The 26,191-nt window shown below is 65.2% G+C and carries 29 protein-coding genes and 1 tRNA gene; 16 read left to right on the top strand and 14 right to left on the bottom strand.

The window, feature by feature from the left end:
* Window positions 1–10 precede the first annotated feature (10 nt).
* Window positions 11–841, bottom strand: a complete 831-nt coding sequence (locus NU688_RS10875; RefSeq protein ID WP_257860620.1) for a hypothetical protein — start codon at window positions 839–841, stop codon at window positions 11–13.
* A gap of 7 nt (window positions 842–848) precedes the next feature.
* Window positions 849–1,901 carry a UDP-N-acetylmuramate dehydrogenase gene (gene murB, locus NU688_RS10870; RefSeq protein WP_257860619.1) on the bottom strand — a complete coding sequence of 351 codons (1,053 nt, stop codon included), beginning with the start codon at window positions 1,899–1,901 and terminating at the stop codon, window positions 849–851.
* A gap of 43 nt (window positions 1,902–1,944) precedes the next feature.
* Between murB and NU688_RS10865 the strand changes: the two genes are divergently transcribed.
* Together NU688_RS10865 and NU688_RS10860 are read left to right on the top strand one after the other, a co-directional pair.
* Window positions 1,945–2,430, top strand: a complete 486-nt coding sequence (locus NU688_RS10865) for a YajQ family cyclic di-GMP-binding protein (protein ID WP_013542743.1) — start codon at window positions 1,945–1,947, stop codon at window positions 2,428–2,430.
* Window positions 2,431–2,434: 4 nt separating this feature from the next.
* A complete protein-coding gene (locus tag NU688_RS10860; RefSeq protein ID WP_257860618.1) occupies window positions 2,435–3,079 on the top strand; it encodes a TIGR02281 family clan AA aspartic protease in 645 nt (214 codons plus the stop codon).
* A 3-nt stretch (window positions 3,080–3,082) separates the two neighbouring features.
* Here NU688_RS10860 and NU688_RS10855 read toward each other — a convergent pair whose 3' ends face one another.
* The 5 genes from NU688_RS10855 to NU688_RS10835 form a co-directional block, all read right to left on the bottom strand.
* Window positions 3,083–3,436, bottom strand: a complete 354-nt coding sequence (locus tag NU688_RS10855) for a RidA family protein (protein WP_257860617.1) — start codon at window positions 3,434–3,436, stop codon at window positions 3,083–3,085.
* Window positions 3,437–3,563: 127 nt separating this feature from the next.
* Entirely contained in the window at window positions 3,564–4,190 is a 627-nt protein-coding gene (gene plsY / locus NU688_RS10850) for a glycerol-3-phosphate 1-O-acyltransferase PlsY (protein ID WP_257860616.1), read from the bottom strand.
* 57 nt (window positions 4,191–4,247) lie between these two features.
* Entirely contained in the window at window positions 4,248–5,060 is an 813-nt protein-coding gene (locus tag NU688_RS10845) for a DUF6348 family protein (RefSeq protein ID WP_257860615.1), read from the bottom strand.
* A gap of 8 nt (window positions 5,061–5,068) precedes the next feature.
* The gene (locus tag NU688_RS10840; RefSeq protein ID WP_257860614.1) at window positions 5,069–5,563 is read right to left on the bottom strand and encodes an aminoacyl-tRNA deacylase; all 495 of its coding nucleotides are present in this window, start codon (window positions 5,561–5,563) and stop codon (window positions 5,069–5,071) included.
* The gene (locus tag NU688_RS10835; protein WP_257860613.1) at window positions 5,560–6,621 is read right to left on the bottom strand and encodes an aldo/keto reductase; all 1,062 of its coding nucleotides are present in this window, start codon (window positions 6,619–6,621) and stop codon (window positions 5,560–5,562) included. Before NU688_RS10835 ends, NU688_RS10840 begins: the two co-directional genes overlap by 4 nt.
* 134 nt (window positions 6,622–6,755) lie before the next feature.
* Here NU688_RS10835 and NU688_RS10830 point away from each other — a divergent pair, with 134 nt between their 5' ends.
* Window positions 6,756–7,682: an alpha/beta fold hydrolase gene (locus tag NU688_RS10830; protein WP_257860612.1), complete on the top strand. Its 927-nt coding sequence runs from the start codon at window positions 6,756–6,758 to the stop codon at window positions 7,680–7,682.
* Here the strand turns inward: NU688_RS10830 and NU688_RS10825 are convergent.
* Window positions 7,679–8,377: an aspartate/glutamate racemase family protein gene (locus NU688_RS10825; RefSeq protein WP_257860611.1), complete on the bottom strand. Its 699-nt coding sequence runs from the start codon at window positions 8,375–8,377 to the stop codon at window positions 7,679–7,681. The genes NU688_RS10830 and NU688_RS10825 overlap by 4 nt on opposite strands.
* Before the next feature lie 152 nt (window positions 8,378–8,529).
* Between NU688_RS10825 and NU688_RS10820 the strand changes: the two genes are divergently transcribed.
* Both NU688_RS10820 and NU688_RS10815 read left to right on the top strand, forming a co-directional pair.
* The gene (locus NU688_RS10820) at window positions 8,530–9,363 is read left to right on the top strand and encodes a MetQ/NlpA family ABC transporter substrate-binding protein (protein ID WP_257860610.1); all 834 of its coding nucleotides are present in this window, start codon (window positions 8,530–8,532) and stop codon (window positions 9,361–9,363) included.
* Complete coding sequence (locus NU688_RS10815; RefSeq protein ID WP_257860609.1) at window positions 9,360–10,718, top strand: LLM class flavin-dependent oxidoreductase; 1,359 nt, start codon at window positions 9,360–9,362, stop codon at window positions 10,716–10,718. Before NU688_RS10820 ends, NU688_RS10815 begins: the two co-directional genes overlap by 4 nt.
* Window positions 10,719–10,991: 273 nt before the next feature.
* Here NU688_RS10815 and NU688_RS10810 read toward each other — a convergent pair whose 3' ends face one another.
* From NU688_RS10810 to NU688_RS10795, 4 genes are read right to left on the bottom strand one after another with little or no spacing between them, the layout of a single operon-like run.
* A complete protein-coding gene (locus NU688_RS10810) occupies window positions 10,992–11,345 on the bottom strand; it encodes a hypothetical protein (protein WP_257860608.1) in 354 nt (117 codons plus the stop codon).
* Window positions 11,346–11,369: 24 nt separating this feature from the next.
* On the bottom strand, window positions 11,370–12,191 hold the full coding sequence (locus tag NU688_RS10805) for a MetQ/NlpA family ABC transporter substrate-binding protein (protein WP_013542753.1): 822 nt from the start codon (window positions 12,189–12,191) through the stop codon (window positions 11,370–11,372).
* Between the two features lie 41 nt (window positions 12,192–12,232).
* Window positions 12,233–12,895 carry a methionine ABC transporter permease gene (locus NU688_RS10800; RefSeq protein WP_176656114.1) on the bottom strand — a complete coding sequence of 221 codons (663 nt, stop codon included), beginning with the start codon at window positions 12,893–12,895 and terminating at the stop codon, window positions 12,233–12,235.
* Complete coding sequence (locus NU688_RS10795) at window positions 12,888–13,760, bottom strand: methionine ABC transporter ATP-binding protein (RefSeq protein ID WP_257860607.1); 873 nt, start codon at window positions 13,758–13,760, stop codon at window positions 12,888–12,890. Before NU688_RS10795 ends, NU688_RS10800 begins: the two co-directional genes overlap by 8 nt.
* Before the next feature lie 237 nt (window positions 13,761–13,997).
* On the opposite strand from NU688_RS10795, the gene NU688_RS10790 reads away from it, so the two are divergent.
* The 7 genes from NU688_RS10790 (at window position 13,998) to NU688_RS10760 (ending at window position 21,283) form a co-directional block, all read left to right on the top strand.
* Window positions 13,998–14,810, top strand: a complete 813-nt coding sequence (locus tag NU688_RS10790; RefSeq protein WP_257860606.1) for a MetQ/NlpA family ABC transporter substrate-binding protein — start codon at window positions 13,998–14,000, stop codon at window positions 14,808–14,810.
* A 263-nt stretch (window positions 14,811–15,073) separates the two neighbouring features.
* Window positions 15,074–16,178 (top strand): peptide chain release factor 2 gene (prfB, locus tag NU688_RS10785; protein ID WP_257860605.1). Its coding sequence is split into 2 segments (ribosomal slippage): window positions 15,074–15,154 and window positions 15,156–16,178, totalling 1,104 coding nucleotides; the frame shifts between segments, so codons are not numbered across the junction.
* A gap of 5 nt (window positions 16,179–16,183) precedes the next feature.
* Window positions 16,184–16,870, top strand: coding sequence for an HAD family phosphatase (locus NU688_RS10780; protein ID WP_257860604.1), 687 nt, complete (start codon window positions 16,184–16,186; stop codon window positions 16,868–16,870).
* Window positions 16,857–19,571 carry an aminopeptidase N gene (pepN, locus tag NU688_RS10775; protein ID WP_257860603.1) on the top strand — a complete coding sequence of 905 codons (2,715 nt, stop codon included), beginning with the start codon at window positions 16,857–16,859 and terminating at the stop codon, window positions 19,569–19,571. The genes NU688_RS10780 and pepN overlap by 14 nt, the downstream gene beginning before the upstream one ends.
* 31 nt (window positions 19,572–19,602) lie before the next feature.
* The gene (locus NU688_RS10770; RefSeq protein WP_257860602.1) at window positions 19,603–20,622 is read left to right on the top strand and encodes a class 1 fructose-bisphosphatase; all 1,020 of its coding nucleotides are present in this window, start codon (window positions 19,603–19,605) and stop codon (window positions 20,620–20,622) included.
* Between the two features lie 25 nt (window positions 20,623–20,647).
* Window positions 20,648–20,723: transfer RNA gene (locus tag NU688_RS10765), tRNA-Thr, on the top strand.
* Between the two features lie 86 nt (window positions 20,724–20,809).
* Window positions 20,810–21,283: a DUF4124 domain-containing protein gene (locus tag NU688_RS10760; protein ID WP_257860601.1), complete on the top strand. Its 474-nt coding sequence runs from the start codon at window positions 20,810–20,812 to the stop codon at window positions 21,281–21,283.
* Between the two features lie 24 nt (window positions 21,284–21,307).
* Here NU688_RS10760 and NU688_RS10755 read toward each other — a convergent pair whose 3' ends face one another.
* Both NU688_RS10755 and NU688_RS10750 read right to left on the bottom strand, forming a co-directional pair.
* A complete protein-coding gene (locus NU688_RS10755) occupies window positions 21,308–22,147 on the bottom strand; it encodes an HNH endonuclease signature motif containing protein (protein WP_257860600.1) in 840 nt (279 codons plus the stop codon).
* A gap of 549 nt (window positions 22,148–22,696) precedes the next feature.
* Window positions 22,697–22,984 (bottom strand): hypothetical protein, encoded by a 288-nt coding sequence (locus NU688_RS10750; RefSeq protein WP_257860599.1) that lies wholly within the window; start codon window positions 22,982–22,984, stop codon window positions 22,697–22,699.
* A 282-nt stretch (window positions 22,985–23,266) separates the two neighbouring features.
* On the opposite strand from NU688_RS10750, the gene NU688_RS10745 reads away from it, so the two are divergent.
* The 4 genes from NU688_RS10745 (at window position 23,267) to NU688_RS10730 (ending at window position 26,082) form a co-directional block, all read left to right on the top strand.
* Window positions 23,267–23,845, top strand: coding sequence for a helix-turn-helix transcriptional regulator (locus tag NU688_RS10745; protein ID WP_257860598.1), 579 nt, complete (start codon window positions 23,267–23,269; stop codon window positions 23,843–23,845).
* Window positions 23,846–23,990: 145 nt separating this feature from the next.
* A complete protein-coding gene (locus NU688_RS10740; protein WP_257860597.1) occupies window positions 23,991–24,962 on the top strand; it encodes a phosphate acetyltransferase in 972 nt (323 codons plus the stop codon).
* A gap of 78 nt (window positions 24,963–25,040) precedes the next feature.
* Complete coding sequence (locus tag NU688_RS10735; RefSeq protein ID WP_257860596.1) at window positions 25,041–25,403, top strand: hypothetical protein; 363 nt, start codon at window positions 25,041–25,043, stop codon at window positions 25,401–25,403.
* 79 nt (window positions 25,404–25,482) lie between these two features.
* Window positions 25,483–26,082, top strand: coding sequence for an HD family hydrolase (locus tag NU688_RS10730; protein ID WP_257860595.1), 600 nt, complete (start codon window positions 25,483–25,485; stop codon window positions 26,080–26,082).
* Window positions 26,083–26,191 lie beyond the last annotated feature (109 nt).

Raw genomic sequence — 26,191 nt, 5'->3', positions numbered from 1 at the left:
ATCGCGTCGATCAGTCGCCGCCTCCGCCGCAGCCCCCTCCGCAACCTCCACCGCTGTCGCCGCCGCCGGAGTCCCCGCCTCCACCATCGCCACCGCTGCTCGATTCGCTGCCGCCGAAACCATCGCCGTCGCCTGAACTGCCGCCATCCGACGAGGACTCGCCGAATTCGCTGCCGCATTGCGCGGTCGAGCCATCGTGCCTATCGACCGCCTTGCAATCGGGCACGTACTCGAAGCCGCCGGGAATGGCGAACTTGATGTCCAGTGCGAACAGCAGCGGCAGGCGAGCCGGCTTGCGCGGATCGATGCTTTCTTCCTTGCACGCCCAGTACCAGGTGCGCCGCAGGCCGTCGTTGCGCTTGGGGTCCTTGCCCAGCACCTCAGCCGGGCTGTGGTGCAGCATGCCGCCGAAGGCTGCCTTGCACCAGTTCTGGTAGCCCTGCGTGTGCAGGATGAACTCGTGCCAGGCGGTGTCGACCACCTTCGAAGGCATGGCGACGAACTTGCGGTCGCTGCGCAGGTGCGCCATGAAGAACTGGCGCAGGCCCCGCAGCACCAGTTCGGCATCGCGGCGGCTCAGTTGCGGATGGGCTTCACGCAGCTTGCCGACAAGGAAGGGCGGCATCCGCGCCTCACGGATGAACTGGCGGCGCAGGCTTACTTCGATGCGGCTCAGCAGTGCCGCGAAGCAGAAGGCCGCGATGAACAGCAGCGCCGATCCCCACCAGCGCGCTGGCACCAAAAAGACCGAGGCGATGCCCGCCACGATGACGATTCGCTGCGCCCACACCAGCGCGGCAATGCGCCGGCGATAGTTCAGGTGCAGGAAGTCGAGATCCATCGCTTTGTCAGACCACCACCGGCTCGGGCTCCAGCCGGATGCCGAAGCGCTCGTACACACTGGTCTGGATGGCCTTGGCCAGCGTCATCACCTCGCCGCCGGTCACCGGGTTCTCGCTGCCGCCGCGGTTGACCAGCACCAGCGCCTGCCGCTCGTACACGCCGGCATTGCCGACCGATTTGCCCTTCCAGCCGCAGGCGTCGATGAGCCAGCCGGCCGCGAGCTTGATGCTGCCGTCGGCCATCGGGTAATGAACGATCTTGGGGTCGCGCGCGATGATGTCGGCGCACTGCTCGGGCGTGACCGTCGGGTTCTTGAAAAAGCTGCCGGCGTTGCCCAGCACGCGCCAGTCGGGCAGCTTGGCGCGGCGGATGGCGCAGACCCAATCGAAGATGTCGACGGCGCTCGGCGTGAAGTTGCCGGTTTCTTCCATCTTGCGTTCGAGATCGAGGTAGCCGACCACCGCCTTCCAGGGCTTGGGCAGCCGGAAGCGAACCCGGGTGATGAGCGCCCGGCCCGCGAGGCCGAAGTCGTTCGGGCCACTGCGCACATGCTTGAAAACCGAATCGCGGTAGCCGAAGGCGCATTGGGCGGCATCGAGCGTGAAGCTGCGGCCGGTGTCCAGGTCGATGGCGTCGAGCGAGTCGAAGCGGTCCTGCAACTCGACGCCGTAGGCGCCGATGTTCTGCACCGGCGAGCCGCCCACAGTGCCCGGAATCAGCGCCAGGTTCTCGAGGCCGGGATAGCCATTGCGCACCATCCATTCGACGGCGTTGTGCCAGATTTCGCCCGCACCCGCTTCGACGATCCAGGCCCGCGGCGTCTCTTCGACCAGCCGCAGACCCTTGATTTCCACCTTGAGCACCAGCGGCTTGACGTCGCCGGTCAGCACGATGTTGCTGCCGCCGCCGAGCACGAAACGGGGGGCGCCCTGCCAGTCCGGGCCGGCCAGGAGCTCGGCGATATCGGCCTCGTCCGTGATGCGCGCCAGGCGCTGCGCGCGCGCGACGATGCCGAAACTGTTGTACGGCTGCAGGGGGACGTTGTGCTCCACGATCATGGGAGAATTGTCGCATCCAGCCCAAGTGAATTCAGGAGAGCCCATGCCGTCTTTCGATACCGTCTGCGAGCCGAATCTGCCCGAAGTGAAGAATGCGGTCGAAAACACCGCCAAGGAAATCGCGACGCGCTTCGATTTCAAGGGCACCGCCGCCGCCGTCGACCTCAAGGACAAGGAAATCACCATGATCGGTGACGCCGAGTTCCAGCTCGTCCAGGTGGAAGACATCCTTCGCAGCAAGCTCACCAAGCGCAGCGTCGACGTGCGCTTCCTCGACAAGGGCGACGTCCAGAAGATGGGCGGCGACAAGGTCAAGCAGGTCATCAAGGTCAAGAGCGGCATCGAGAGCGAGCAGGCCAAGAAGATCACCCGCATCGTCAAGGACAGCAAGCTCAAGGTGCAGGCCGCGATCCAGGGCGACGCGGTGCGCATCACCGGTGCCAAGCGCGACGACCTGCAGGCGGCGATGGCGCTGATCAAGAAGGACGTGCCGGACATGCCCCTGTCGTTCAACAACTTCCGCGACTGATCCCATGAAATCCCTCGTCGTCGCCGCGCATCTTCTGGCTGCCGTGGCGGCGGCGCACGCTGCCAGTTCGGTGACGCTCACCGGCACCATCGGCAGCCGCGCGATCCTGATCGTGAACGGCGCGCCGCCCAAGACGGTGGCGGTCGGCGAGAGTTTCCAGGGGGTGAAGCTGGTGTCGCTTCAGTCCGAGCAGGCGGTGGTCGAACTCGAGGGCAAGCGCGTCAACCTGCGCATGGACACGCCTGTCAGCATCGGTGGCGGCGGAAGTTCAGGCGGTGGCGGCAACCGCATCGTGCTGCCGGCCGACAGCCGCGGCCATTTCATGACGCAGGGCGCCATCAACGGCAAGACCATCACTTTCATGCTCGACACGGGCGCCACGACGATCGCGCTGTCGGCCGACGACGCCCAGCGCATCGGGCTCGACTACAGCAAGGGACGGCTCGTTCAGATGAGCACGGCCAATGGCGTGTCCCAGGGCTACAGGTTGCGGCTGCAGTCGGTGCGCGTGGGCGATGTCGAGGTCTACGACATCGACGCCATCGTCACGCAGCAGCCGATGCCCTACGCGCTGCTCGGCAACAGCTTCATCAACCGCTTCTCCATGCGCCGAGACGCGGACCAGATGGTCCTCGAGAAACGGTACTGACCGTCAGGCCGCAGCGGCGGTAACGACGATCTCGATCTTGTAGGCCGCATTGGCCATCTTGGCCTGCACCGTCGCGCGCGGCGGCGTGTTGCCGGCCGGAATCCACGCATCCCATACCTCGTTCATCGCCGTGATGTCGGTGATGTCGGCCAGGAAGATCTGCGTCATGAGGATGCGCGACTTGTCGCTGCCGGCCTCTGCGAGCAGGCGGTCGACCATGGCGAGCACCTGCGCGGTCTGGCCGCGGATGTCCTGCGTGGTGTCGTCGGGCACCTGGCCAGCGAGGTAGATGGTGCCGTTGTGCACGGCCGTCTCCGAGAGGCGCGGACCGACGTGAAAGCGAGTCACTGAAGCCATAAATTTCCTTCCATCCAAAACTCTGTTCGTGAAACACCGAGGAACCGGCTTTGCCGGGCCTCTGGTGTTGCCCCCGGCAGGGGGTTGGCGAAGGCGACACGCAGTGCGCCGCAGCCTGGGGGCGAGCCTATTTCCTGCCGAGTTTCGACTCCGTGCCGGCCGCGAGCCGGCGGATGTTTTCGCGGTGCCGCCAGATCAGCAGCAGACTCATGATGATGATCGCAATCAGCACCGTGCGGTCGAGCGGCCACGCAATGTTGCCGCCCAAGAGGTAATAGGCCGGCGCAAAGAAGGCCGCCACCAGGGACGACAGCGACGAGTATCGGAAGAAGACCGCGATGATCAGCCAGGTGGCGCCGGTCGCCAGCCCCAGCCAGGGCGCGATGCCCACCAGCACGCCTGCAGCGGTGGCCACGCCCTTGCCGCCCTGGAAGCCGAAGAACACTGGGTACAGGTGGCCCAGGAAGGCCGCGAGGCCCGCCACGGCGGCCACGCCATCGCCCAGGCCCCACTGCGCGCCGTAGTGGCGGATCAAAAACACCGGCAGCCAGCCCTTGACCGCGTCGAGCACCAGCGTGGCCAGCGCCGCGCCCTTGTTGCCCGAGCGCAGCACATTGGTCGCGCCGGGGTTGCCGCTGCCGTAGCTGCGCGGATCGGCCATGCCGAGCGACTTGCTCACGATGACCGCGAACGACAGCGAGCCGATCAGGTACGACGCCACGATGGCGATGAGGGACGGCAGGTGAAAACTCAAGGCAGCGCTCCGCGGGGATTGGTTGTTTTTCTTGGGTGACGACGGCGCGTGCCGTTGTCAGGTCTCGGGCGGCGATTGGATCACAACGTACTGCTTGCGGAACTCGAAGCCCCGGTCGGGCCACTGCGCCACATAGGCGCGCAGGGCCTCGGCACCAGCGGGCCAGTCCTCGCCGTTCACGCGGCAGTCGGCCTGCACCTGGCCTTGCGCATCGCGCGCGGCATAGAGGCGAAGGCCATAGACGCCGTCCGATTCGATCTGCGGCTTGTAGGCGTCCCAGGTGTTGGTGAAGAGGCAGCAGGGGCAGAACGGGTGCTCTTCTTCCTCGGCCGCTTCTCGCGCGGCCTGGTGTGCGACCGGACCGAACAGCACGCGCCGCTCGCGGCCCTCCCCGACGCCCTCGTTGGGCTCCCATTGCATCTGCAGCGAGGTGCAATGGGCCAGCTCGTCGCTCAGCGCATCCTTGAACACCACCAGGTCGACTTGCGCCCAGAGGTCGAAGCCCCGGGTCAGCGAAGAAGCGATGTCATCGCCATACGAATGCTGGTACTCGAAGGTGCCGCCCGGCAGCAGGCTGGCATGCGCCACTTCGATGGTGGTGGAGGTGCGCACGCTGCCATCGTCGGTGGGGTGATAGCTCGTGATCTGCGGCCACAGCCAGAGCCCTTCTTCAGGCAGCAGCAGCCAGCCCTCACGTTCCAGCACCGCCTTGAAGCCCCGCGCGGCCAGCGCCTCGAGGAGGAGCGCGGAGAGATCGAAGACCTCGGTCCACTGCGCCGTGTCGTTCTCGAAACCGACCTTGAAAATCGGCCCGCCGCCTTTGTTGGCCGCGCAATGGGGCGGAAGGGAATCAGGGGGCGATGACGTCATGGCGCCGGCTATTCTGCCAGCGCACATTCCACCGGCACAGCCCCCAGCAGCGCCACGCACACCTGCGGATCGATGCCGATCAGGTAGCCGCGCCGACCGCCGTTGAGGGTGATCTTCGGCAGCGCGAGGATGGTCGATTCGACGTAGACCGGCATCTCGCGCCGTGTGCCGAAGGGTGAGGTGCCGCCCACCATGTAGCCGCTGTGGCGCTGCGCCACCTCGGGCTTGCAGGGCTCGACCGACTTGGCGCCGATCTGCCGCGCGAGGTTCTTGGTCGACACCGTGCGGTTGCCGTGCATCAGCACGATCAGCGGCTTCGCGTCCTGGTCCTGCATCACCAGCGTCTTGATGACGGTGAACGGATCGAGCCCGAGCATCTCGGCGCCGCGCTGCGCGCCGCCGTGCTCCATGTATTCGTACGGATGCTCGGTGAAGGCGATCTTGTTCGCCCGCAGCAGTTGCGTTGCGGGCGTTTCGGAAACATGGACCTTCTTGTGGCTCACGCCGCCGGGTCCCGGATGTCCCAACGGATCCTGTCGATCTCGGCCAGGATTTCTGGCGACAGCTTGGTGCCGTACGCATCGATGTCCTCGTCGAGCTGCGCCAGCGTGCGCACGCCGATGATGGTGCTCGCCACCTGCCATTTGGTGTAGCAGAAGCCCAGCGCGAGCTGCGTGGGCGTGAGCCCGTTGTCGCGTGCGAGCTGGTTGTACAAACGCGCGGCCTTCAGCGCGTCGGGGCGGCCCCAACGCAGCTTGCGCACCGACTCGTAGCGGGTGATGCGCGCTTCCTCGGGCGCATCGGGTCCGGTGATGCCGCTCTTGTCGTACTTGCCGGTGAGCAGGCCGTAGGCCAGCGGTGAATAGGCCAGCAGCGAGACACCCAGCCGGTGCATCGTCTCGTCCAAACCGTTCTCCACGCCGCGGCTCGCGAGGTTGTAGACGTTCTGCACCGTCGCCACGCGCGGCAGGTCGTGCTGCTCGGCCAGCCGCACGAACTCGTGCACGCCATAGGGCGTTTCGTTCGACAGGCCGATCGCGCGGATCTTGCCGGCCTTCACCAGCTTGGCGAAGGTCTCCAGCTGCTCGTGGATCGGGGTCTGCGTGACCTCCTTGGCGGGGTCGTAGTAGATGTTGCCGAAGGCCGGCACGTGGCGCTCGGGCCAGTGGATCTGGTAGAGGTCGATGGTGTCGGTCTTCAGGCGCTTCAGGCTCGCCTCGCACGAGGCCACGATGTCGGCGGCCGTCATGCCCACGCCTTCGCGCACCCAGGGCGTGTTGCGCAGCGGGCCGGCCACCTTGGTGGCCAGCACGAGCTTCTGGCGCGCGCCGGGGTTGGCGGCGAACCAGTTGCCGATGATGGTTTCGGTGACGCTGTAGGTTTCCTTGCGGGTGGGCACCGAGTACATCTCGGCGGTGTCGATGAAGTCGACGCCGCGTTCGAGCGAACGGCTCAGGATGGCATGGGCGGTGGGTTCATCGACCTGCTCGCCGAAAGTCATGGTGCCGAGGCAGATAGGGGTGACGTGCAGGTCGCTCTGACCGAGTTGGATCTTTTTCATGCGCGGGATGCTACCGCCCTCCCCCGCAACGCGCTGGCCGCGCGGCCAAAGCCCGAGCGGCACTGTCCGCAGCTGCCCGCAACTGTCGTCTGCCGGACTGCGCGAACGCAGCCCGCTCCTTATCATCGACGCCCATGTACCAAGCCCTCCGTCCCTCGCGCAGCGAATTCGTGCCCGTGCGCAACCTCAGCTACCACGTGCGCCTCTGGGGCCAGCCCTCGGCCGAACGCCCGCCGCTGGTGCTGGTGCACGGATGGATGGACGTCGCGGCCTCGTGGCAGTTCGTGGTCGATGCGCTGGCCGAAGACCGCTTCATCATCGCCCCCGACTGGCGCGGCTTCGGCCTCACCGACGGCGGCGGTGTCGACAACTACTGGCTGGCCGACTACCTCGCCGACCTCGAATGGCTGCTCGACCACTACGCGGGCGAAGGCGACGATGCGCGCCCGGTCGACCTCGTCGGCCACAGCATGGGCGGCAACGTCGCGATGCACTACGCGGGTGTGCGGCCCGCACGCATTCGCCGCCTCGTCAACCTCGAAGGCTTCGGCATGCCCGCGCGCAAGCCTGACGAAGCGCCCGCGCGCTACGGCCAGTGGATCGACGAGCTCAAGGGCCTGCACCGCGGCGAGAAGGCGCTCTCGGGCTACTCGGCCGTGGACGGCGTGGCCCGCCGCCTCATGAAGACCAACCCGCGCCTCACGCAGGACAAGGCCGACTGGCTCGCAAGCCACTGGTCGGCCGGGCAGATTCAGCCCGACGGCAGCACGCGCTGGCAGATCCTCGGCGAGGCGGCGCACAAGATCGTCAATGCGCACATCTTCCGCGTCGATGAAACCCTCGCGCTCTACGCGCGCATCACCGCGCCGACGCTGATGATCGAAGCCGCCGACGACAGCCTGCAGGGCTGGTGGAAGAGCCGCTACACGCTCGAGGAATTCCATGAGCGCCTGAAGTCCGTGCCCTCGGTGCGCATCGAGCGGCTGGACGATGCGGGCCACATGCTGCACCACGACCAGCCGCAGCGCGTGGCGCGGCTGATCGAGGAATTCCTGGCCTAGTTTTTCCGCGTGGCGCGGCGCAATGCCGCGCGCGCCAGCAGCCGCGTCGAGTCCAGCGTCGGCAACGGCGAATTCGCGTCGCTCATGATCAGCGGAATCTCGGTGCAGCCGAGCACCACCGCGTCGCAGCCTTCCTCGTCCTTCATGCGTTGCATCACGCGCTGGAAGGTCGCCACGGCCTCGGGCTTGAAGACGCCGTAGACCAGCTCCTCCATGATGATTCGCGCGATCTCGTCGCGCTCCTCGATGGTGGGTCGAACGTATGCCAGGCCGCGCGCCGAGAGCTTTTCGGGATACACCTCGCTGTCGGTCAGCCAGCGCGTGCCCGTGATGCCGATGCGGTGGAATCCGCGCTGCACCGCCTCCTCCGCGACGCATTCCGCGATATGCAGCCAGGGCAGCGGCGAACGCCCTTCAATGAACGGAAGCGCCTGGTGGATGGTGTTGTCGGGGCAGACCAGGAAGTCCGCGCCGATCTTCGCGAGCTTGTGCGCGGAGGCGAGCATCACTTCGCCCACGCCGCGCCAGTCGTCGCGGTGGATGTGTTCCATGTAGTCCGAGAGCGAGGGCGTGTGCATCGAGACCTCGGGATGCGCGTGCGGCCCGAGGAGTTTCGCGCCCTCCACGCAAATGGTCTGGTAGCAAAGCGATGCGCCTTCGGCTGAGCAGCCGACGATTCCGATGTGCTGGGTCATGGGGGCATCCTACAAAAGGAGCGGAACGATGTCACCGCGCCACCCCTCGATATCCGGCCAACGGATATCCAAGCGCGCAAATCTTCGTTCGCGCGGCATGCACCGTCGCCTAGAGTGCCCGACTCCTGTTGCCGTCTCCCGGAGTTGTCGTCATGCCTTCCCTTTCGCGCGCGCCCTCGTGGCTGCGCCGCCTCGCCCCGCTGTCCGGCGGCCTCGCACTGAGCCTGCTCCTGCACGTTTCCGCCCACGCCGACGACCTGCGCGTGGGCTTCATGCCCGGCCCGTACCGCGATGCCTTCACGAACGGCATCGAGCCGCAGCTCAAGAAGCTGGGCTACACCATCAAGTACGTCGAGTTCAGCCAGGGCGTGCAACCCAACGACGCGGTGGAGCGCGGGCAGATCGACGCCAACATCTTCCAGCACACGCTGTACCTCAACGCCACCAACAAGCAGCAGGGCTTCGACCTCGTGCCGGTGGTGCATGTGCCGACGCCACCGATGGGGCTGTACTCGCAGCGCCACAAGTCGCTCGACAAGGTGCCCGACGGCGCGACCGTCACGCTGCCCGCCGATCCGGTGAATGCGGCGCGTGCGCTCAACATCCTCGCGGCCGTCGGCTGGGTGACGCTGAAGCCGGGCGTGAGCCCGCTGAGCGTGTCGGAGCGCGACATCGTCAACAACCCCAAGCGGCTGAAGATCGTGCCGCTCGATGCAGCGCAGGCTCCGCGCTCGCTGGCCGATGCCGACCTCGCGGCCGTGCAGGGCAACTTCGCCGTGGCCTCGGGCCTGAAGCTCACCGAGGCGCTGAAGCTCGAAGACATGACGCTGCCCTACGTGAACGTGGTGGCCGTCAAGCGCAGCAATGAGAACGCGAAGTTCGCGAAAGACATCGTGGCCGCCTACCAGTCGCCGGAGTTCCAGAAGTTCTTCAGGGCCAACCCCGTGTGGGCGGGCTACCGGCTGCCGGACTATTTCAGCCAATGAGCGATAGCAGCAACAGCACAGCGCCACGCAGGCAACTGCACCTCAACGTCAACATCCTGCATTCGGGCTTCGTGCCTTCGGCCTGGCGGCTGCCGGAGAGCGACCCGTGGGCGTTCGCAGACATCCAGCACTACATCCGCACCGCGCAGATCGCCGAAGCGGCCAAGCTCGATGCGATCTTCCTCGCGGACAACGCGGCCATCGTGGACCAGATCCACTTCCGCCCGATCACCGCGCTGGAACCAACCATCCTGCTGGCCTGCGTGGCCGCGGCGACGACGCACATCGGCCTCATCGCTACCGCCTCCACCAGCTACAACGAGCCCTACAACATCGCGCGCCGTTTCTCGACGCTTGACCACGTGAGCAACGGCCGCGCGGGCTGGAACATGGTGACCACGGCCGACCTGCCCTCGGCCCGCAACTTCGGCCTGGACACCACGCCCGACCACACGAAGCGCTACGCCCGCGCCTCGGAGTTCGCCGACATCGTGAAGGCGCTGTGGGACAGCTGGGAAGACGATGCCTTCATCGGCAACAAGGCCACCGGCAGCTTCATCGACCCAACCAAGGTGCATGCGATTGCGCACCGTGGCGAGCACTTCGCGGTGCAGGGGCCGCTGAACCTGCCGCGTGCGCCGCAGGGGCATCCCGTGCTGGTGCAGGCGGGTGCATCAGCCGATGGGCGCGAGCTTGCGTCACGCCATGCAGAAGCCGTGTTCTCGGCCTCCCAGTCTTTCGAAGAATCGCTGGCCTACGCGCGCGCCCTCAAGACCCGCGCCGCCGAACTGGGCCGCGGCCCCGATGCGGTGAAGGTGCTCGCCGGCCTCACCACCATCGTGGGCGGCACAGAGGCCGAAGCGCGCCGACGCCGCGACGAACTGGTCGATCTGATCCCGTGGGACTACAGCCTCACGCGAATCGCCGGCACGCTGGGCATCACGCCCGACCGTCTGAAGCTCGACGAGCGCCTGCCCGACAACCTGCCGCTCCCGGGCAATGGCAACGGCAACCACACCTTCTTCAACGCGGTGGTCGCGGCCGGCCGCACGCACGGCTACACGGTCCGCCAGTTGATCCGCGAACTCGCGGGCGGCGGCGGGCATCGGGTGATCGTGGGGACGCCGGAGCAGATCGCCGACGATATCGAGCACTGGTTCAAGGGTGGTGCCGCAGATGGCTTCAACCTGATGCCGGATGCGCTGCCACATGGGCTGCAGGACTTCGTCGATGGTGTGGTGCCGATCCTGCAGAAGCGGGGGCTCTTCCGCACCGAGTACGAAGGGCGCACGCTGCGCGATCACCTCGGGCTGGCGCGACCCGGCGGGCGAGTGGCGCAGCGGCTGGCAGCTTGAGCGTTGTTCAGGGTGACGAGCGTGCCGATGGGGTACCTTGCTCCGCGAATGTCCCCCGGGGCTTCGCCCCTCCTCCTTGATTTCGCTGCGCAAAGCACCCCATCGGCACGCTCGTTTTCAGAGCAGTCGTTGATCGGCCGCACACCCACAGCACGTCCACGTGCGTAGGGCGTCGGGTGCTCCCCGCAGCGAAATCAAGGAGGAGGCGAAGCCGGGGGACATTCGCGGAGGGGAGTACCCGATGGCCTGTGCACACGCCCTGAACAAAGGCGCTCACTCGTCGTCGGCGTCGTTCCCCGTCAGCGATAGCACTTCTTCAACGAAGGCCTCGAACAGCGGCAGCGCAGCAGGCAGCCCATCGAAAGACTCCGCCTCGCCCGCATCGAAGAAATGCAGCTTGCCAGATGGAATGGAAACCCACTCGCCCCCTTCGAACAGCAGGCCCAGATATCCGTCAGCCGTAGGCAGATAGAACAGCCCCGCCCCATCGAGCGCACGCTGCCCCTTCTTCGCCTTCCCCCGCCCCCAACTCACCCCCTGCTTCGCCAGATGCTCGGTGATCCATCCGTCGCACACATGCGTGTCGCGCCAGTTGGCTTGGGCATCGAATACGGCGAGCACGGGCATGGGGCGTCCTTTGTCGAGGTTGGATTACTGCAGGAAGCTGGGCTTGGCGTAGCCCTGGAACTTGGTGTCGACCACCGTCTTGAATTCCTTCGAGTGGTAGGCCTCGACGATGTCCTTGGCCCAGGCCGAGTTCTTGTCGCCGGTCTTCACTGCGACCACATTGAGATAGTAGTCGGGCGTTTTCTCCAGCACCACCGCCTCGCTGAGCTTCAGGCCCGACGAGATCGCGAAGTTGCCGTTGACGATGGCGTACTCGGTGTCGCCCAGCGAACGCGGCAGCTGCGCGGCTTCGAGCGGAATGAACTTGAGCTTCTTCGGGTTCTCGGCCACGTCTTTTTCGGACGCACGGATCGGGTCCACGCCGGCCTTGATGGTGATGAGCTTGTTCTGCTCCAGCAGCACCAGCGCGCGCGCCAGGTTGCTCGGGTCGTTCGGCAACGTGACGCGGTCGCCCTCTTTCACGTCGGCCAGCGTCTTGCGCTTGGTCGAGTACACGCCCAGCGGCGCGATCGGGCCCTGCACCAGTTCGGCGAGGTCCAGCTTCTGGTCGGCCGAGAACTTCTTCAGGTAGACCTGATGCTGGAAGAAATTGGCGTCGAGCGAACCCTGGGCGAGCGCCAGGTTGGGCTGCACGTAGTCGTTGAACTCGACCAGCTTCACCTTGTAGCCCTTCTTCTCGAGGATCGGGACGATGCCGACCTTCAGCTGGTCGATGTTCGAGCCGGCGGTACCGCCGATCACGAGGTTCTTCTTGGCGTCTTGCGCCTGCGCCAGCGAAAGGCCGCCGAACGACAGCGCGACGAGGGAAACGGCGAGGACGGAGCGGCGCAGCAATGCGGTTTTCATGGAATGAGCAACAGGAAAGAGAAAGGGAGAAAAGAAGGAAATCAACGCTTGTCCAGCCTGCGTGCCGTGGTGTTCCCCACGAATTGCAGGATCTGTACCAGCACCACGAGCAGCGCCACGGTGAGCACCATCACGTCGGTCTGGAAGCGGTAGTAGCCGTAGCGGATCGCCAGGTCGCCGATGCCGCCGCCGCCCACCACGCCGGCAATCGCCGAGTACGAGAGAAAGCTCACCGCCAGCACCGTGAGCGCGAGCACCAGGCCCGAGCGCGCCTCCACCACCAGCACGCGCCAGACGATCTGCAGCTCCGAGGCGCCCATGGCATGCGCCGCCTCGATCACGCCGCGCGGCACTTCGCGCAGGCACTGGTCCACCAGCCGCGCGAAATACGGAATGGCCGCGAACGACAGCGGCACCGCCGCCGCCAGAGGCCCGATGGAGGTGCCCGCGATGATTCGCGTGAACGGCACCAGCGCCACCAGCAGGATGATGAAAGGGAAGGAGCGGACCGTGTTGACGATCCAGTTGAGGATGAGGAACGCCGGCTTGTTCTCCAGCGACTGACCCGGCCCCAACAGGAACAGCAGGATGCCCAGCGGCCCGCCGATCAGCACCGCGGCCGAGAGGCCGATGGCCAGCATCATGAAAGTCTGGCCCGTGGCGGTCCAGAGCTCGGGAAGGATGGGGGCGATGTTCTCAAACATAGGCCACCTCCTGTGCGTTGCGCGCGGCGGATGCGGGGCGCGGCTCGACCGGCAGGCGCGCCTCGCGCTCGCGGCGGCGCACCAGCTCGTCGATCTCGCGGCCGAGGGCCGTCTTGCGCTCTTCGCTCGGCGCATCGACAGCGAACTGCTCGACCAGCCGGCCCTTCTCGAGGATGGCCACGTTGCGGCACAGCACCTCGACCACCGAAAGCTCGTGCGTCACGATCACGATGGTCACGCCGATCTTTTGGTTGATGTCGCGCAGCGTCTCGAGCAGCGAGCGGGTAGTTTCGGTGTCGAGCGCCGAGGTGGGCTCGTCGCACAGCAGCACCTGCGGACGCGGCGCCAGCGCGCGGGCGATGGCCACGCGCTGCTTCTGGCCGCCCGAGAGCTGAGCCGGGTAGGTGTCGATCTTCTCGGCAAGGCCCACGAGGTCGAGGCATTCGCGCACCCGCGTGTTGATCTCGGCCTTCGAGTGGCGGCCGTGGATCTTCAACGGGAAGGCCACGTTGTCGAACACCGTGGCGTTCTGCAGCAGGTTGAACTGCTGGAAGATCATGCCGATGTTCTGGCGCGTGTCGCGCAGCTCGCGGCGCGAGAGCGTGGTGAGGTCGCGCCCACCGACGAAGACCTTGCCCGCATCGGGCCGCTCCAGCAGGTTGATGAGGCGCAGCAGCGTCGACTTGCCGGCGCCGCTCTTGCCGATCAGGCCGAACACGTCGCCCTGGTGGATGTCGAGCGAGAGCGACTGCACGGCGTCGAACACCTCGCCGCTGGGCAGGGCAAAGGACTTCTGCACCGATTGAAGACGGATGACCGGCTGCTCCGCGTCGCCGCGGGCCGTATCAGGCGAATGGTTGGTCATGGAGAGGAGGCGCAGCCAGCGTGAAAGCCGGTCGCGGAGTTCGCAAAAAGGTGCCGAGTATGTAAACAACCGCCCCAAAAGGGAACGAACAAATCGGCGCTTGCTTATGCATGAAAACGCATAAGCATTTCAAAACGCCTGCCGCCGACGCCATATCGATATGCGCATTGGTTCGTTCCCAAATGCGCCGGGCGATGCCACATTCGCGCCTTCATTTTTTTGATTTCGCGCAACAACATGCACAGCACTTTCCGCCGCCGCACCCTGGCCCTTGCCGCACTGGCCACCGCTCTTTTCGCCGGCGGCACCGCCTTCGCGCAAGACAAGAACACGCTCAAGGTCGGCGTCTCCGTCGGCAACGGCGAGCAGATCTTCGAGGTGGTCAAGAAGGTCGCCGCCAAGGACGGCCTGAACATCCAGGTGGTCGTGTTCAACGACTACCAGCTGCCCAATGCGGCGCTGGCCTCGGGCGACCTGGACGCCAACGCCTTCCAGCATCAGCCCTTTCTCGACAACCAGAACAAGGCGCGCGGCTTCGACATCGTGCCCGTGGGCCTGACCATCACGGCGCCGCTGGGCTTCTACTCGCGCAAGATCAAGGCTATCGACCAGTTGCCGGACGGCGCCTCGGTCGGCATCCAGAACGATCCGTCGAACGGCAATCGCGCGTTGCTGCTGCTGCAACAGGCCGGGCTCATCACGCTGAAGCCCGAGGCGGTGAAGAACAACAACGCCACGCCGCTGGACGTGGTGACGAACCCGAAGAAGCTCAAGCTCGTGGCGCTCGACGCGGCCCAGCTGCCGCGCTCGCTCGATGACCTGACCATCGCCTCCATCAACAACGACTACGCCGAGAAGGCGGGCCTGTCGCTCAACAAGGATGCCGTGATCAAGGAATCGCCGAAGAGCCCCTACGCCAACCTGATCGCCGTGCGCCGTGTCGACAAGGACAAGCCGTGGGCCAAACGTCTCGTGGCGGCGTACCAGTCGCCGGAGGTGAAGAGCTTCATCGAGACGCAGTTCAAGGGGTCGCTGGTGCCGGCGTTCTGATCGGCGCGTAGATTGCCCTGCCCCCTGTGCGCGCGACGCGCCCAGGGGGCTTTTTCTTGCCTTCCTCCCTCCCCTCCCGGGGGAGAGCTGGGGTGGGGGCACGCGGCCTTGAATACTGTCGCGACGTCGAAGCCGCCTGCCCCCATCCCAGCCTTCCCCCAGAGGGGGAAGGAGCAATACAGGGGCTCTCCAGGGCGGGGTTCCCGAGCGTGAGAAAATCCCGGGTTACCCCGAACACCAATCTCACACAGTCAGGACACCCCATGGACGCAGAACAGATCAACCAAATCGGCGCAATGCTCGCGGACCTGAGCGTCCGTACGGTCGATTTACGGAGGTATCTTTGACTACGATGCCAAAGCTGAACGACTGAGGACAGTCAACGCATCGCTCGAAGACCCGAACGTCTGGAACGACCCCAAGAAGGCCCAGGAACTGGGCAAGGAAAAGAAGTCGCTCGACGACGTGGTCATCACGCTCGACCGGCTCACCAACGGCCTTTCGGACAACTCCGAGCTCTTCGAGATGTCGAAGGAAGAAGGCGACATGGACGGCTTGCAGTCCATCTCCGATGACGCCACCGCGCTCGAAGCCGACATCAAGCAGCTCGAATTCCGCCGGATGTTCAACAACCCGGCTGACCCGCTCAACGCCTTTGTCGACATCCAGGCCGGCGCCGGCGGCACCGAGGCTTGCGACTGGGCCAGCATGCTGCTGCGCCAGTACCTGAAGTACGCCGAGCGCAAGGGCTTCAAGACGCAGATCGAAGACGAAACGCCCGGCGACACCGCCGGCATCAAGGGCGCGACCATCAAGGTGGAAGGCGACTACGCCTTCGGCCTCTTGCGCACCGAGACCGGCGTGCACCGCCTGGTGCGGAAGTCTCCATTCGACTCCTCGGGCGGCCGCCACACCAGCTTCGCATCGATCTTCGTGTACCCGGAAATCGACGATTCGATCGAGATCGACATCAACCCTTCCGACGTGCGCACCGACACCTTCCGTGCCTCGGGCGCGGGCGGCCAGCACATCAACAAGACCGACTCGGCCGTGCGCCTGACGCACATTCCGACCGGCATCGTCGTGCAGTGCCAGGACGGCCGAAGCCAGCACAGCAACCGCGACGTGGCGTGGAAGCGCCTGCGCTCGCGCCTGTACGACCACGAGATGCGCAAGCGCCAGGAAGAGCAGCAAAAGCTGGAAGACAGCAAGACCGACGTGGGCTGGGGCCACCAGATCCGCAGCTACGTGCTGGACAACAGCCGCATCAAGGACCTGCGCACCAACGTCGAAGTCTCGGCCACGCAGAAGGTGCTCGATGGCGACCTCGACGTGTTCATCGAAGCCTCACTGAAGCAAGGCGTGTAAACCCAATGACTCTGACGCACGGCAAGGTCGAAGCCTTCATCTTCGACATGGACGGCACCATGATCGAGTCCATGCCCTGGCATGCGCGCTCGTGGGTGGAGTTCGTGGCGCGCCACGGCCTGAAACTGGACGTGAGCGACATCCTCGCGCGCACCACGGGCCGCACCGGCGTCGAGTGCATGCACGAGCTGTTCGAGCGCAAGCTCTCCGACGACGAAGCTCAGGCCATGATGCACGAGAAAGAAGAGATCTACCGCGCCATGTTCACCGACAACTTCGCCGAGGTGGCGGGCTTCACCGCCTTCGCCAAGGCTGCCGTTGCGCGCGGCCTCAAGGTGGCGGTGGGCACGGCGGGCGACAAGCACAACATCGAGTTCGCGATGTCGCGCCTGAAGATGGACCCGCTGCCGCTGGCCATCGTCGGTGGCGACGAAGGCTTCAGCGGCAAGCCCACGCCCGCGATCTTCCTGGAAGCCGCGCGCCGCATCGGCGTGGCGCCCGAGCGCTGCATCGTCTTTGAAGACGCGCCCTTCGGCATCGAGGCCGCCCGGCGCGGCGGCATGCGTGCAGTGGCCGTGTGCAGCACCCATCCCGCCGCCGAGCTGGCCGGCCCCCATGTGATTGCCGCGGTTCGCGACTACGACGAACTCGCCCATTCGAATTTTCTGGAGACCCTCGATGATGCTGCGTGATGGCCAAGGCCAACCAATTGCCATTCGGCGCGAAGACTACGCTGCCCCGGGCTACTGGATCGACACCGTCGACCTCACCTTCGACCTCGACCCCGCCAAGACCCGCGTGCTCAACCGCATGCGTCTGCGCCGCAACCCCGATGCGCCCATCCAGCCACTGCGCCTGGACGGCGACGAGCTCAACCTGGCGCGCGTGCTGGTCAACGGCCAGGGCGCCTCGTTCCGCATGGAGGGCGACCAGCTCGTCATCGACGGCCTGCCCTACGCGGAAGAAGGCGACTTCGAGCTCGAGATCTTCACCACCTGCTGCCCCATCAAGAACACCAAGCTGATGGGTCTTTTCGTGAGCGAAGACACCTTCTTCACGCAGTGCGAGGCCGAGGGCTTTCGCCGCATCACCTACTTCCTGGACCGCCCGGACGTGATGTCGACCTACACCGTCACGCTGCGCGCCGCCAAGGCCGCCTACCCGGTGCTGCTGTCGAACGGCAACCTCGTCGAACAGGGCGAGCTGCCCGAGGGCCGCCACTTCGCGAAATGGGTCGACCCGTTCCGCAAGCCCAGCTACCTCTTCGCGCTCGTGGCCGGCAAGCTGGTGGCGCGCGAGCAGCGCATCACCGCGCGCAACGGCAAGGAACATTTGCTGCAGGTGTACGTGCGCGCCGGCGACCTGGACAAGACCGAGCACGCGATGAACTCGCTCATCCACTCCGTGCTGTGGGACGAGGCCCGCTTCGGCCTGCCGCTGGACCTCGACCGCTTCATGATCGTTGCGACCAGCGACTTCAACATGGGCGCGATGGAGAACAAGGGCCTGAACATCTTCAACACGAAGTACGTTCTGGCCAACCAGGCCACCGCCACCGATGCGGACTACAGCAACATCGAAAGCGTGGTCGGCCACGAGTACTTTCACAACTGGAGCGGCGACCGCGTCACCTGCCGCGACTGGTTCCAGCTCTCGCTGAAGGAAGGCCTCACCGTCTTCCGCGACCAGGAGTTCAGCCAGGACCTGTGCGCCGACGCATCGGCCCGCGCCGTGAAGCGCATCGAAGACGTGCGCGTTCTTCGTACCAGCCAGTTCCCCGAAGACGCCGGCCCCATGGCCCACCCGGTGCGGCCCGACAGCTACATTGAGATCAGCAACTTCTACACCGTCACCATCTATGAAAAGGGTGCCGAGGTCGTTCGCATGATGCAGACGCTGGTCGGCCGCAAGGGCTTCGAAGCGGGTATCACCCTTTACTTCGAACGCCATGACGGCCACGCCGTGACCTGCGACGACTTCGCGCAGGCCATTGCCGATGCCAACCCCGAATCGGAACTGGCCCGCCTCTTGCCCCAGTTCAAGCGCTGGTACAGCCAGGCCGGCACGCCCCGCCTCGCGGCGCACGGCGTGTACGACGCGCAGAACCGCAGCTACACGCTGAGCGTGGTGCAGAGTTGCCCGCCCACGCCGGGCCAGCCGACGAAGGAGCCCTTCGTCATTCCGTTGAACATCGGCCTGCTCGATGCCAACGGGCGCGAACTGCCGATCCAGCTCGAAGGCGAAAGCGACGTGACGCGCGGTACACCTGGTACACGCACCGTCGTGCTCTCGCGCGCCGGCGAACAGCTCACCTTCGTGGGCCTCGATGCCGAGCCCGTGCCGTCGATCTTGCGTGGCTTCAGCGCACCGGTGATCCTCGATTTCGACTACACCGACGCCCAACTGCTCACCCTGCTGGCCAACGACCCCGACCCGTTCAACCGCTGGGAAGCCGGCCAGCGCCTGGGCCTGCGCGCCGCGCTGCAGGGCATTGCGGCCCTGGCGACCGACACCACCCCGGTGCTGAACGACGCCTACATCGACGCCATGCGCAGCGTGCTGCGGAACCCCCAGCTCGACGCCGCCTTCAAGGAGCTGGTGCTCACGCTGCCGTCGGAAACCTACATCGCCGAGCAGCTCGACGTGGTCGATCCGCAGCGCGTGCACCTCGTGCGCGAAGCCATGCGCGCCCAGCTCGCCACCGCCCTCTTTGCCGACTGGGAACAGGTGTACGAAGAGAACCACGACACCGGCGCCTACACGCCCGACCCGACCTCCTCGGGCCGCCGCGCGCTGGCCGGCATGGCGCTCAACTTCCTGTGCCTGGCGGCGCGCGCCTCGGGCGACACCGTGTGGCCCGGCAAGACGCTGCAGCGCTTCAAGGACGCGGGCAACATGACCGACCGCTTCAACGCGCTCAACGCGCTCGTGTCGTCCGGCCACACGCTCGCGGCGCAGGCGCTCGCGCGGTTCCACGCCATCTTCAAGGACGAGGCGCTCGTCATCGACAAGTGGTTCTCGCTGCAGGCCGGCGCGAGCGACCGCGGCGGCGACATCCTGCCGCTGGTCAAGCAGTTGATGAAGCACCCGGACTTCTCGCTCAAGAATCCGAACCGCGCGCGCAGCGTGATCTTCAGTTATTGCAGCGCGAACCCCGGCGCCTTCCACCGCCCCGACGCGGCCGGCTATGTGTTCTGGAGCGACCGCGTGATCGAGCTGGACGCCATCAACCCGCAGGTAGCCGCACGCCTGGCGCGCGCGCTCGACCGCTGGAGCAAGCTGGCCGAGCCGTACCGCAGCGCTGCGCGCGAAGCGATTGCGCGTGTGGCAGCGAAGCCCGACCTCAGCAAAGACACCCACGAAGTCGTTACCCGCGCTTTGGCCGGTAACTGATCAAGCAGCAAGCAAGGAATACGAAAAGCACATGGCTCAACAACAACAGAAGATTTCCCTCACCCGCTACCTCGTCGAAAAGCAACGCGCCGACGGCCTCATTCCCGGCCAGCTGCGCCTGCTGCTCGAAGTGGTGGCCCGTGCGTGCAAGAGCATCAGCCAGGCAGTCAACAAGGGCGCGCTGGGCGGTGTGCTCGGCACGGCCGAGAGCGAGAACGTGCAGGGCGAGATCCAGAAGAAGCTGGACATCATCGCCAACGAAGTGCTCATCGAGGCCAACGAATGGGGCGGCCACCTCGCGGCCATGGCCAGCGAGGAAATGGACAGCATCTACGTGGTGCCCAACCGCTACCCGCAGGGCGAATACCTCCTGATGTTCGACCCGCTGGACGGCAGCAGCAACATCGACGTGAACGTGAGCATCGGCACCATCTTCAGCGTGCTGAAGAAGCCCGACGACACCCCCGGCGTGCAGGAAGCCGACTTTCTGCAGGCCGGTACGCAACAGGTGGCCGCGGGCTACTGCATCTACGGCCCGCAGACCACGCTGGTGCTCACCGTGGGCAACGGCGTGGACATGTTCACGCTCGACCGCGAGCAAGGCAGCTTCGTGCTGACGCAGCAAGACATCCAGATTCCGGCGGACACCAAGGAATTCGCGATCAACATGAGCAACCAGCGCCACTGGGACGAGCCCATGAAGCGCTACATCGACGAGTGCCTGGCCGGCAAGGAAGGCCCGCGCGGCAAGGACTTCAACATGCGCTGGATTGCCAGCATGGTGGCCGACGTGCACCGCATCCTGATGCGCGGCGGCGTGTTCATGTACCCGTGGGACAAGCGCGAGCCCGAGAAGGCCGGCAAGCTGCGGCTGATGTACGAGGCCAACCCGATGAGCTGGCTGGTCGAGCAGGCCGGCGGCGCGGCCACCAACGGCAAGCAGCGCATCCTGGACCTGAAGCCCACCAAGCTGCACGAGCGGGTGAGCGTGATGTTGGGTTCGCGTAACGAAGTTGAACGTTTGACCCAGTACCACGCCGAAAAGGCCTGATGAGGTGGCTATAATCTGAGGCTTCGCCGGTGTAGCTCAGTCGGTAGAGCAGCTCATTCGTAATGAGAAGGTCGGGTGTTCGATTCATCTCTCCGGCACCAATCTAAAAAGCCCCGCTATTAAAAAGATAGCAGGGCTTTTTTCTTTTGGCAGCCTCATGTCTCGCAGCTCGATTCCTATGACGCGAATGTTTCACCCCGCCCTGTCCAAGAGCCGGCTCTTCGTCGGTGTCGTCGCCGTGCACCTGCTCGGCGCTTCGCCGGCTTACGCCCAGCCCAAGGTCTACCGATGCGAGGCGAACGGCAAAGTCTCCTACTCAGACGCCCCCTGTGTGGGCGCGAAAGTTATCGACGCAACGCCGACCCAAGGCATGGACAAGATGGGCGGAAGTTCCCGCAAGGGCCGGGAAGTTCAACAAGACGAGTTCCATCGTCAATTCGACAGCGCGATGCGTCCCCTGCACGGGCGCTCACACGAGGATATGAACATTGCACGTCGCCGCGTGAACCTGCCGGCAGGTGATCAAGCTCAATGCAGCCATCTTGATCGACAGATACCCTCACTAGAGGCCGACACAAGCCACGCGACCGCGGAAGTAAAGGCTAGAACGGAAGTAGATCTCTACAAAGCGCGCAAGCGCTTCTTCGATTTGAAGTGCTGACACCCACAAGGCAATCGAAGACTTTCACTGAGGCTCGATGGTGCGCAGCCTCTCAACCAGGCCATCGTTCTTCAATTTGGCGTGCTCACCGTAGTGCACTTCGCGGTGGCATGTCGGGCAAAGCGCCGCAACGAATCGAGGGTGATCAGGACCACCGTCTGAAACACGGGTGGTGTGATGAGGCTCCAGATAGTGAGCCCCACTCTTGCGTTTGAATGGCGCCGGCTGCTCACAGAGCTCGCAGTGCCCTGCGGCGCGCAAAAGAACGTAGTCGCGAACAGTGCGACTTCGCTCGTAGACCGTTCGACTGCCTGACCTGCTTGCTTGAGAGCCATCGGCCTTCGCCGCGGCGATGGCTCGCTTTCTGGCGTCCTCAAGCGATGTGACTGCGATGGGTTCATTCCCATCCATAAGATCGCCATGCTCCAACCTTGAAACTGGCACGAGCTTGAAAACGATCGCCTTGCGAGTCGCGCCTGTCGTGTCGTCAGCATCTGTCCATGTGTGGCTGTCATAGACAAACTCTCCCAGGTACTGCTGCCCTTTTCCTTTGCCCAGCGACTGAAACAGATGCAGCGCTCGGGCCTCCAACGAATGGTTGAGGATTGCGAGATTGCCTCGCTTCAACACCATGTCTTCACGTTGGCCCTCACCTGTGTAGAGGTAGCTTCCGTCTGCTTGCGGATGGTCCACATACCCATGTCGACTGCCACCTTCGCCGGTAAACAGAAAGACGACTGGGAAATTCTTCGAAGGAGAAATCCCACTTCGCCGACTGCCGCCAAACAGGTCATGGAGCTCTGTTCGACGGTCATAGATCCTTCCGACCTCAAAGGAGGGCAAAACAGCACTTGGCTCAGGCACGGACAGGTCTTTCTGCCAAGGGCGTTCGTGGATCAGATCGTTAATGTTTGGAAATATACTTTAACAATCATCTCCTCGAAGCCCATTGGGCCACAGCTTGCGAAGAAACCTGGTGTTGCCTCTTGCTCCATGAGACGTGGGTGACCTTCACGGCGACCAACACCAACCCGCATTGGTTGACCCTCAACGCTTCGCAAAAGAACCCGAGGTATTCGCCGTAGCGCGTGATTGGACGCAGTTCCATTCGCCCAAGAACCTCGTCATGGCTTTGACCGGCAAGGTCGGTGAATTCAACGAATGACGACCATGAGGTACACGCACAGGGGTGCTTTTTTTTGGCGGCCCCCAGTGAGCACGCTGTCGCTCAGCGATGCAGACGGCGCGAGCGTTCAATCGGCAGGTCAACGGCTGCCGCTACTACCAACCGGCCTGCAACACCGGGCCGCACGCATCGAAACGACAACATCGGGCCGATCCGCTATCGCGGCGCATCGAAAGAGGATTTGGGGCCGGAATTTCTTTCGGCCCACTCGCTGCGCTTGCGCGAGATCAAGCAGCGCCTGGGCTGCTGAACGTGCCGGCCCCGCGCAGGACCTGTGGTGCCACCTCCTGCAGCAGGTCTTCGGCGTCGCGCGTGAGGTCCGAGGCGATCCACATCATCATGTCGCGCCGCCTCGGGCCTATTTCCTCGAACCAGTCGCTCTCCATGCCATAGCAACTGCTCAGCAGCGCATGCAACTGGGACAACTTGTTCTCGAGAAGATCAAATGCATCCGGCGCGGTGGGCGGGATGAACGCGGAGGGCGCGGAGGCGCCGGCCATAATCTCTTCAGCCATTTGGTGTGCTGCCTTTCCAAAGATTTGCACGTCACTTGGTCAGACGGCCATGGTGTTAGCGCACCTTGGCCGTCGCCTTTTCTGCCTCACATCGACATCGCTGCGGTGTGCATTTCGATGTCCCGCCGTGAGGCGCGGCGGTCGACAAATATAAGAACAGAAGCGCTTCAACGGAGCGCTTGTGCGGCGAGCAAATCGGGCATCGCGCCAACTTTGCCCACATCGGCAAACCAAAACAAAATGCCTTCTGTCGCGGCAATAAACCGGCAATGAATCGACGACATGCAAGACCCCGTCATCACCATCACCACCCCCGCCACGCATCCTCAATTGGGCACGGCCCTGAAGCGTTGGCGCCTGCTGCATCGCGTGAAGCAATCGCACGCGGCCGAGCTCTTCAACGTCAATCAATCGACCATCTCGCGCTGGGAATCCGGCACGCAGGCGATGGAGCCCGCCGAGCGCGCACGCGCCGAGGCGCTGTTGTCGGCCCGGCTCGATGCAGCCGCCGACCATGCGCTCGCCAGGCTCGTCAACGAGAGCCCGCGGCCGGTGCATCTGGTGTGCGACATCACGCATCGCCTGCTGGCCTCGTCCGCGCGCAGGGCCGCCGAGTTCGGCGCGCCGCTCTCGCTGCTCTTGGGCCGCTCGCTCTGGCGCTATGCCACGCCGGAGATCGCGGGCAAGGAGGCGATGCTTGATGGCATCGGCTGGCGCGATGCGCTCGCGCCGCCCTCGCTGGAGTTCGCGACGGGCACCAACAGTTCGCAGCTGGTGCCCATTGCGCAGAGCCGTTGCCGGTGGACGCGGCTGACGCTGTCTGATGGGACGTCGGCGCGGTTGGTCGAAACGCTTTGCTGATGATGACGAGGAGGAGGAGGAGGATGACGGGCCACGAACGCCCGGCCCTTCGCTCGGCGCTTCACGGGGATGCTGCAAACTCCTCTGCAGCCGCATCGGCCCGCGTCTCTCTGCCCCTGCCCCTCACCCCTCTTCCGGAGCCCGCATGGCGTCTTCTTCATCATCAGCATCTCCTCTCGCCGCACCGCACCCGCACTACGACCGCCTGATCGCCGCCGCCCGCGCCCTCCCCCCGCTGCGGGTCGCGGTGGTCCACCCGGTCAACGCGGTGTCGCTCGAAGCGGCGCTCGCTTCCGCCGCGCTCGGCCTCATCGCGCCGACGCTGGTCGGCCCGCGCGCGAAGATCGAGGCCGCGGCGCGCGAGGCCGGCGCCGACATCTCGCACCTCACCATCGTCGATGCGCCGCACAGCCACGCCGCGGCCGACGCCGCCGTGGCAATGGCCTTGCGCGGCGAGGTCGATGCGTTGATGAAGGGGAGCCTGCACACCGACGAGCTGATGGGCGCGGTGGTGCGGCGCGAGGGGGGCCTGCGCACCTCGCGGCGCATCAGCCACTGCTTCGTGATGGACGTTCCGGGCCACGCGCAGCCGCTGATCATTTCCGACGCGGCGATCAACATCGCGCCCACGCTCGAAGAGAAGGTCGACATCGTGCAGAACGCCATCGACCTCGCGCACGCGCTGCACATGCCGGCCGTGCGGGTGGCGATTCTCTCGGCCACCGAAACGGTGAACGCCAAAGTGCCCTCCACGCTCGACGCCGCCGTGCTCTGCAAGATGGCCGACCGCGGCCAGATCACCGGCGCGCAGCTCGATGGTCCGCTGGCCATGGACAACGCCATCGACGCCGAGGCCGCGCGCATCAAGGGCATCGTCTCGCCGGTGGCCGGCCGCGCCAACGTGCTGATCGTGCCCGACCTGGACGCGGGCAACATGCTCGCCAAGAGCCTCACCTTCCTGGGCGGCGCCTACGCGGCGGGCATCGTGCTGGGCACGAAGGTGCCGGTGATTTTGACGAGCCGGGCGGATTCGGAATCGGCGCGGTTGGCGTCTTGTGCGGTGGCGTCGATGCTGGCGAAGGCGGGGCGGGATCGGACGATCAAGGCGGTGGGGTGATGGGCTGATGGCGCTGGGTGCCATTCATCGCAGGACGGTCAGCGGGCTTGATCCCGCAACAAAAAAAGAGGAAATGAATTGATCAAGAACATCGTGTTCGGCGCACTCACCATCGCTGCGCTGTGCTTTTTCCACTGGTCGTGGCGCAGGACGCTGGAGAGGGACGGCGAGCGCTTCATAGGCACCGGGTGGCGGTTGTTCACCACGTTGGCGCCGATGGTGGTCGGGGGCTTCCTGTTCACGATCTGGGCGTTGCGCGGCCTGATCAGGGGCGAGATGCCTTGCATCTCCAAGGGCGGCGGCTGCAAGGTGGAGGTGCATCTGCGAGCGGTCGAGCCCAATGCCTATTGGGTGAACCTGATCTACGTGTCTGTGCTCGCGTTCATTCTTTTGTGGGGCGCGTATCTGGTTTTGAGGCGCTGGCGCGAAGACCGGGGTTGAAGCGCGCGTGTCGCGTGTCGCGCGCCGCGCATATTTCATGCGTGGACATGCCCTGCCCCGCCTGCCTACGATCCCGCCGATGAACATCGAGCAACTCAAGGGCAAGCTCGCCTTCCTGCGCGAGGCGGAAAAACTCAAGGACGTGCTGCGCAGCGGCCACACCTCCTCCGGCCGCGCAGAGAGCACGGCCGAGCACAGCTGGCGCCTGTGCCTCATGGCGATGGCGTTCGAAGAAGAGCTGGCCGGGCTCGATCTGCTGAGGGTGCTGAAGCTGTGCGTGGTGCACGACCTGGGCGAGGCGATTCACGGCGACATTCCGGCCATCAGCCAACACGCTCATCCCGACAAGAGCGAGCGCGAACGCAATGACCTGCTGACGCTGATGGCCCCGCTCGATGCCAAGCTGCGCGGCGAACTGCTCGCACTGTGGGACGAGTACGAAGCCGCCGCCTCGCCGGAGGCCAAGGCGGTGAAGGCGCTCGACAAGCTCGAGACGATCCTGCAGCACAGCCAGGGCGCGAACCCTGATGACTTCGACTACGCGTTCAACCTTGGATATGGGCGCAAGCACACGGGCACGGCGCCGCTTTTCAGCGCGCTGCGTGAACTGCTGGATGACGAGACGCGACGCAGGATGGCCTCGCCGCCGTCGTCGACCGACGAGCGGCGCATGCGATGACGGACAGGCCGGCCGTCGGCTCCTGGCTCCCGGCTTGCCGCTGCATGGATTGACGTACCCGCCGTCTCCCATTTCATGGGAGATGGCGGCTCGAGCCCGCGCAGCCGCG

It is taken from the genome of Variovorax sp. ZS18.2.2 (genome assembly GCF_024701975.1).
Lineage (GTDB): Bacteria > Pseudomonadota > Gammaproteobacteria > Burkholderiales > Burkholderiaceae_C > Variovorax.
The sequence above is the reverse complement of the archived record's forward strand: the minus strand, read 5'-3'. Positions and strand labels throughout refer to the sequence as shown.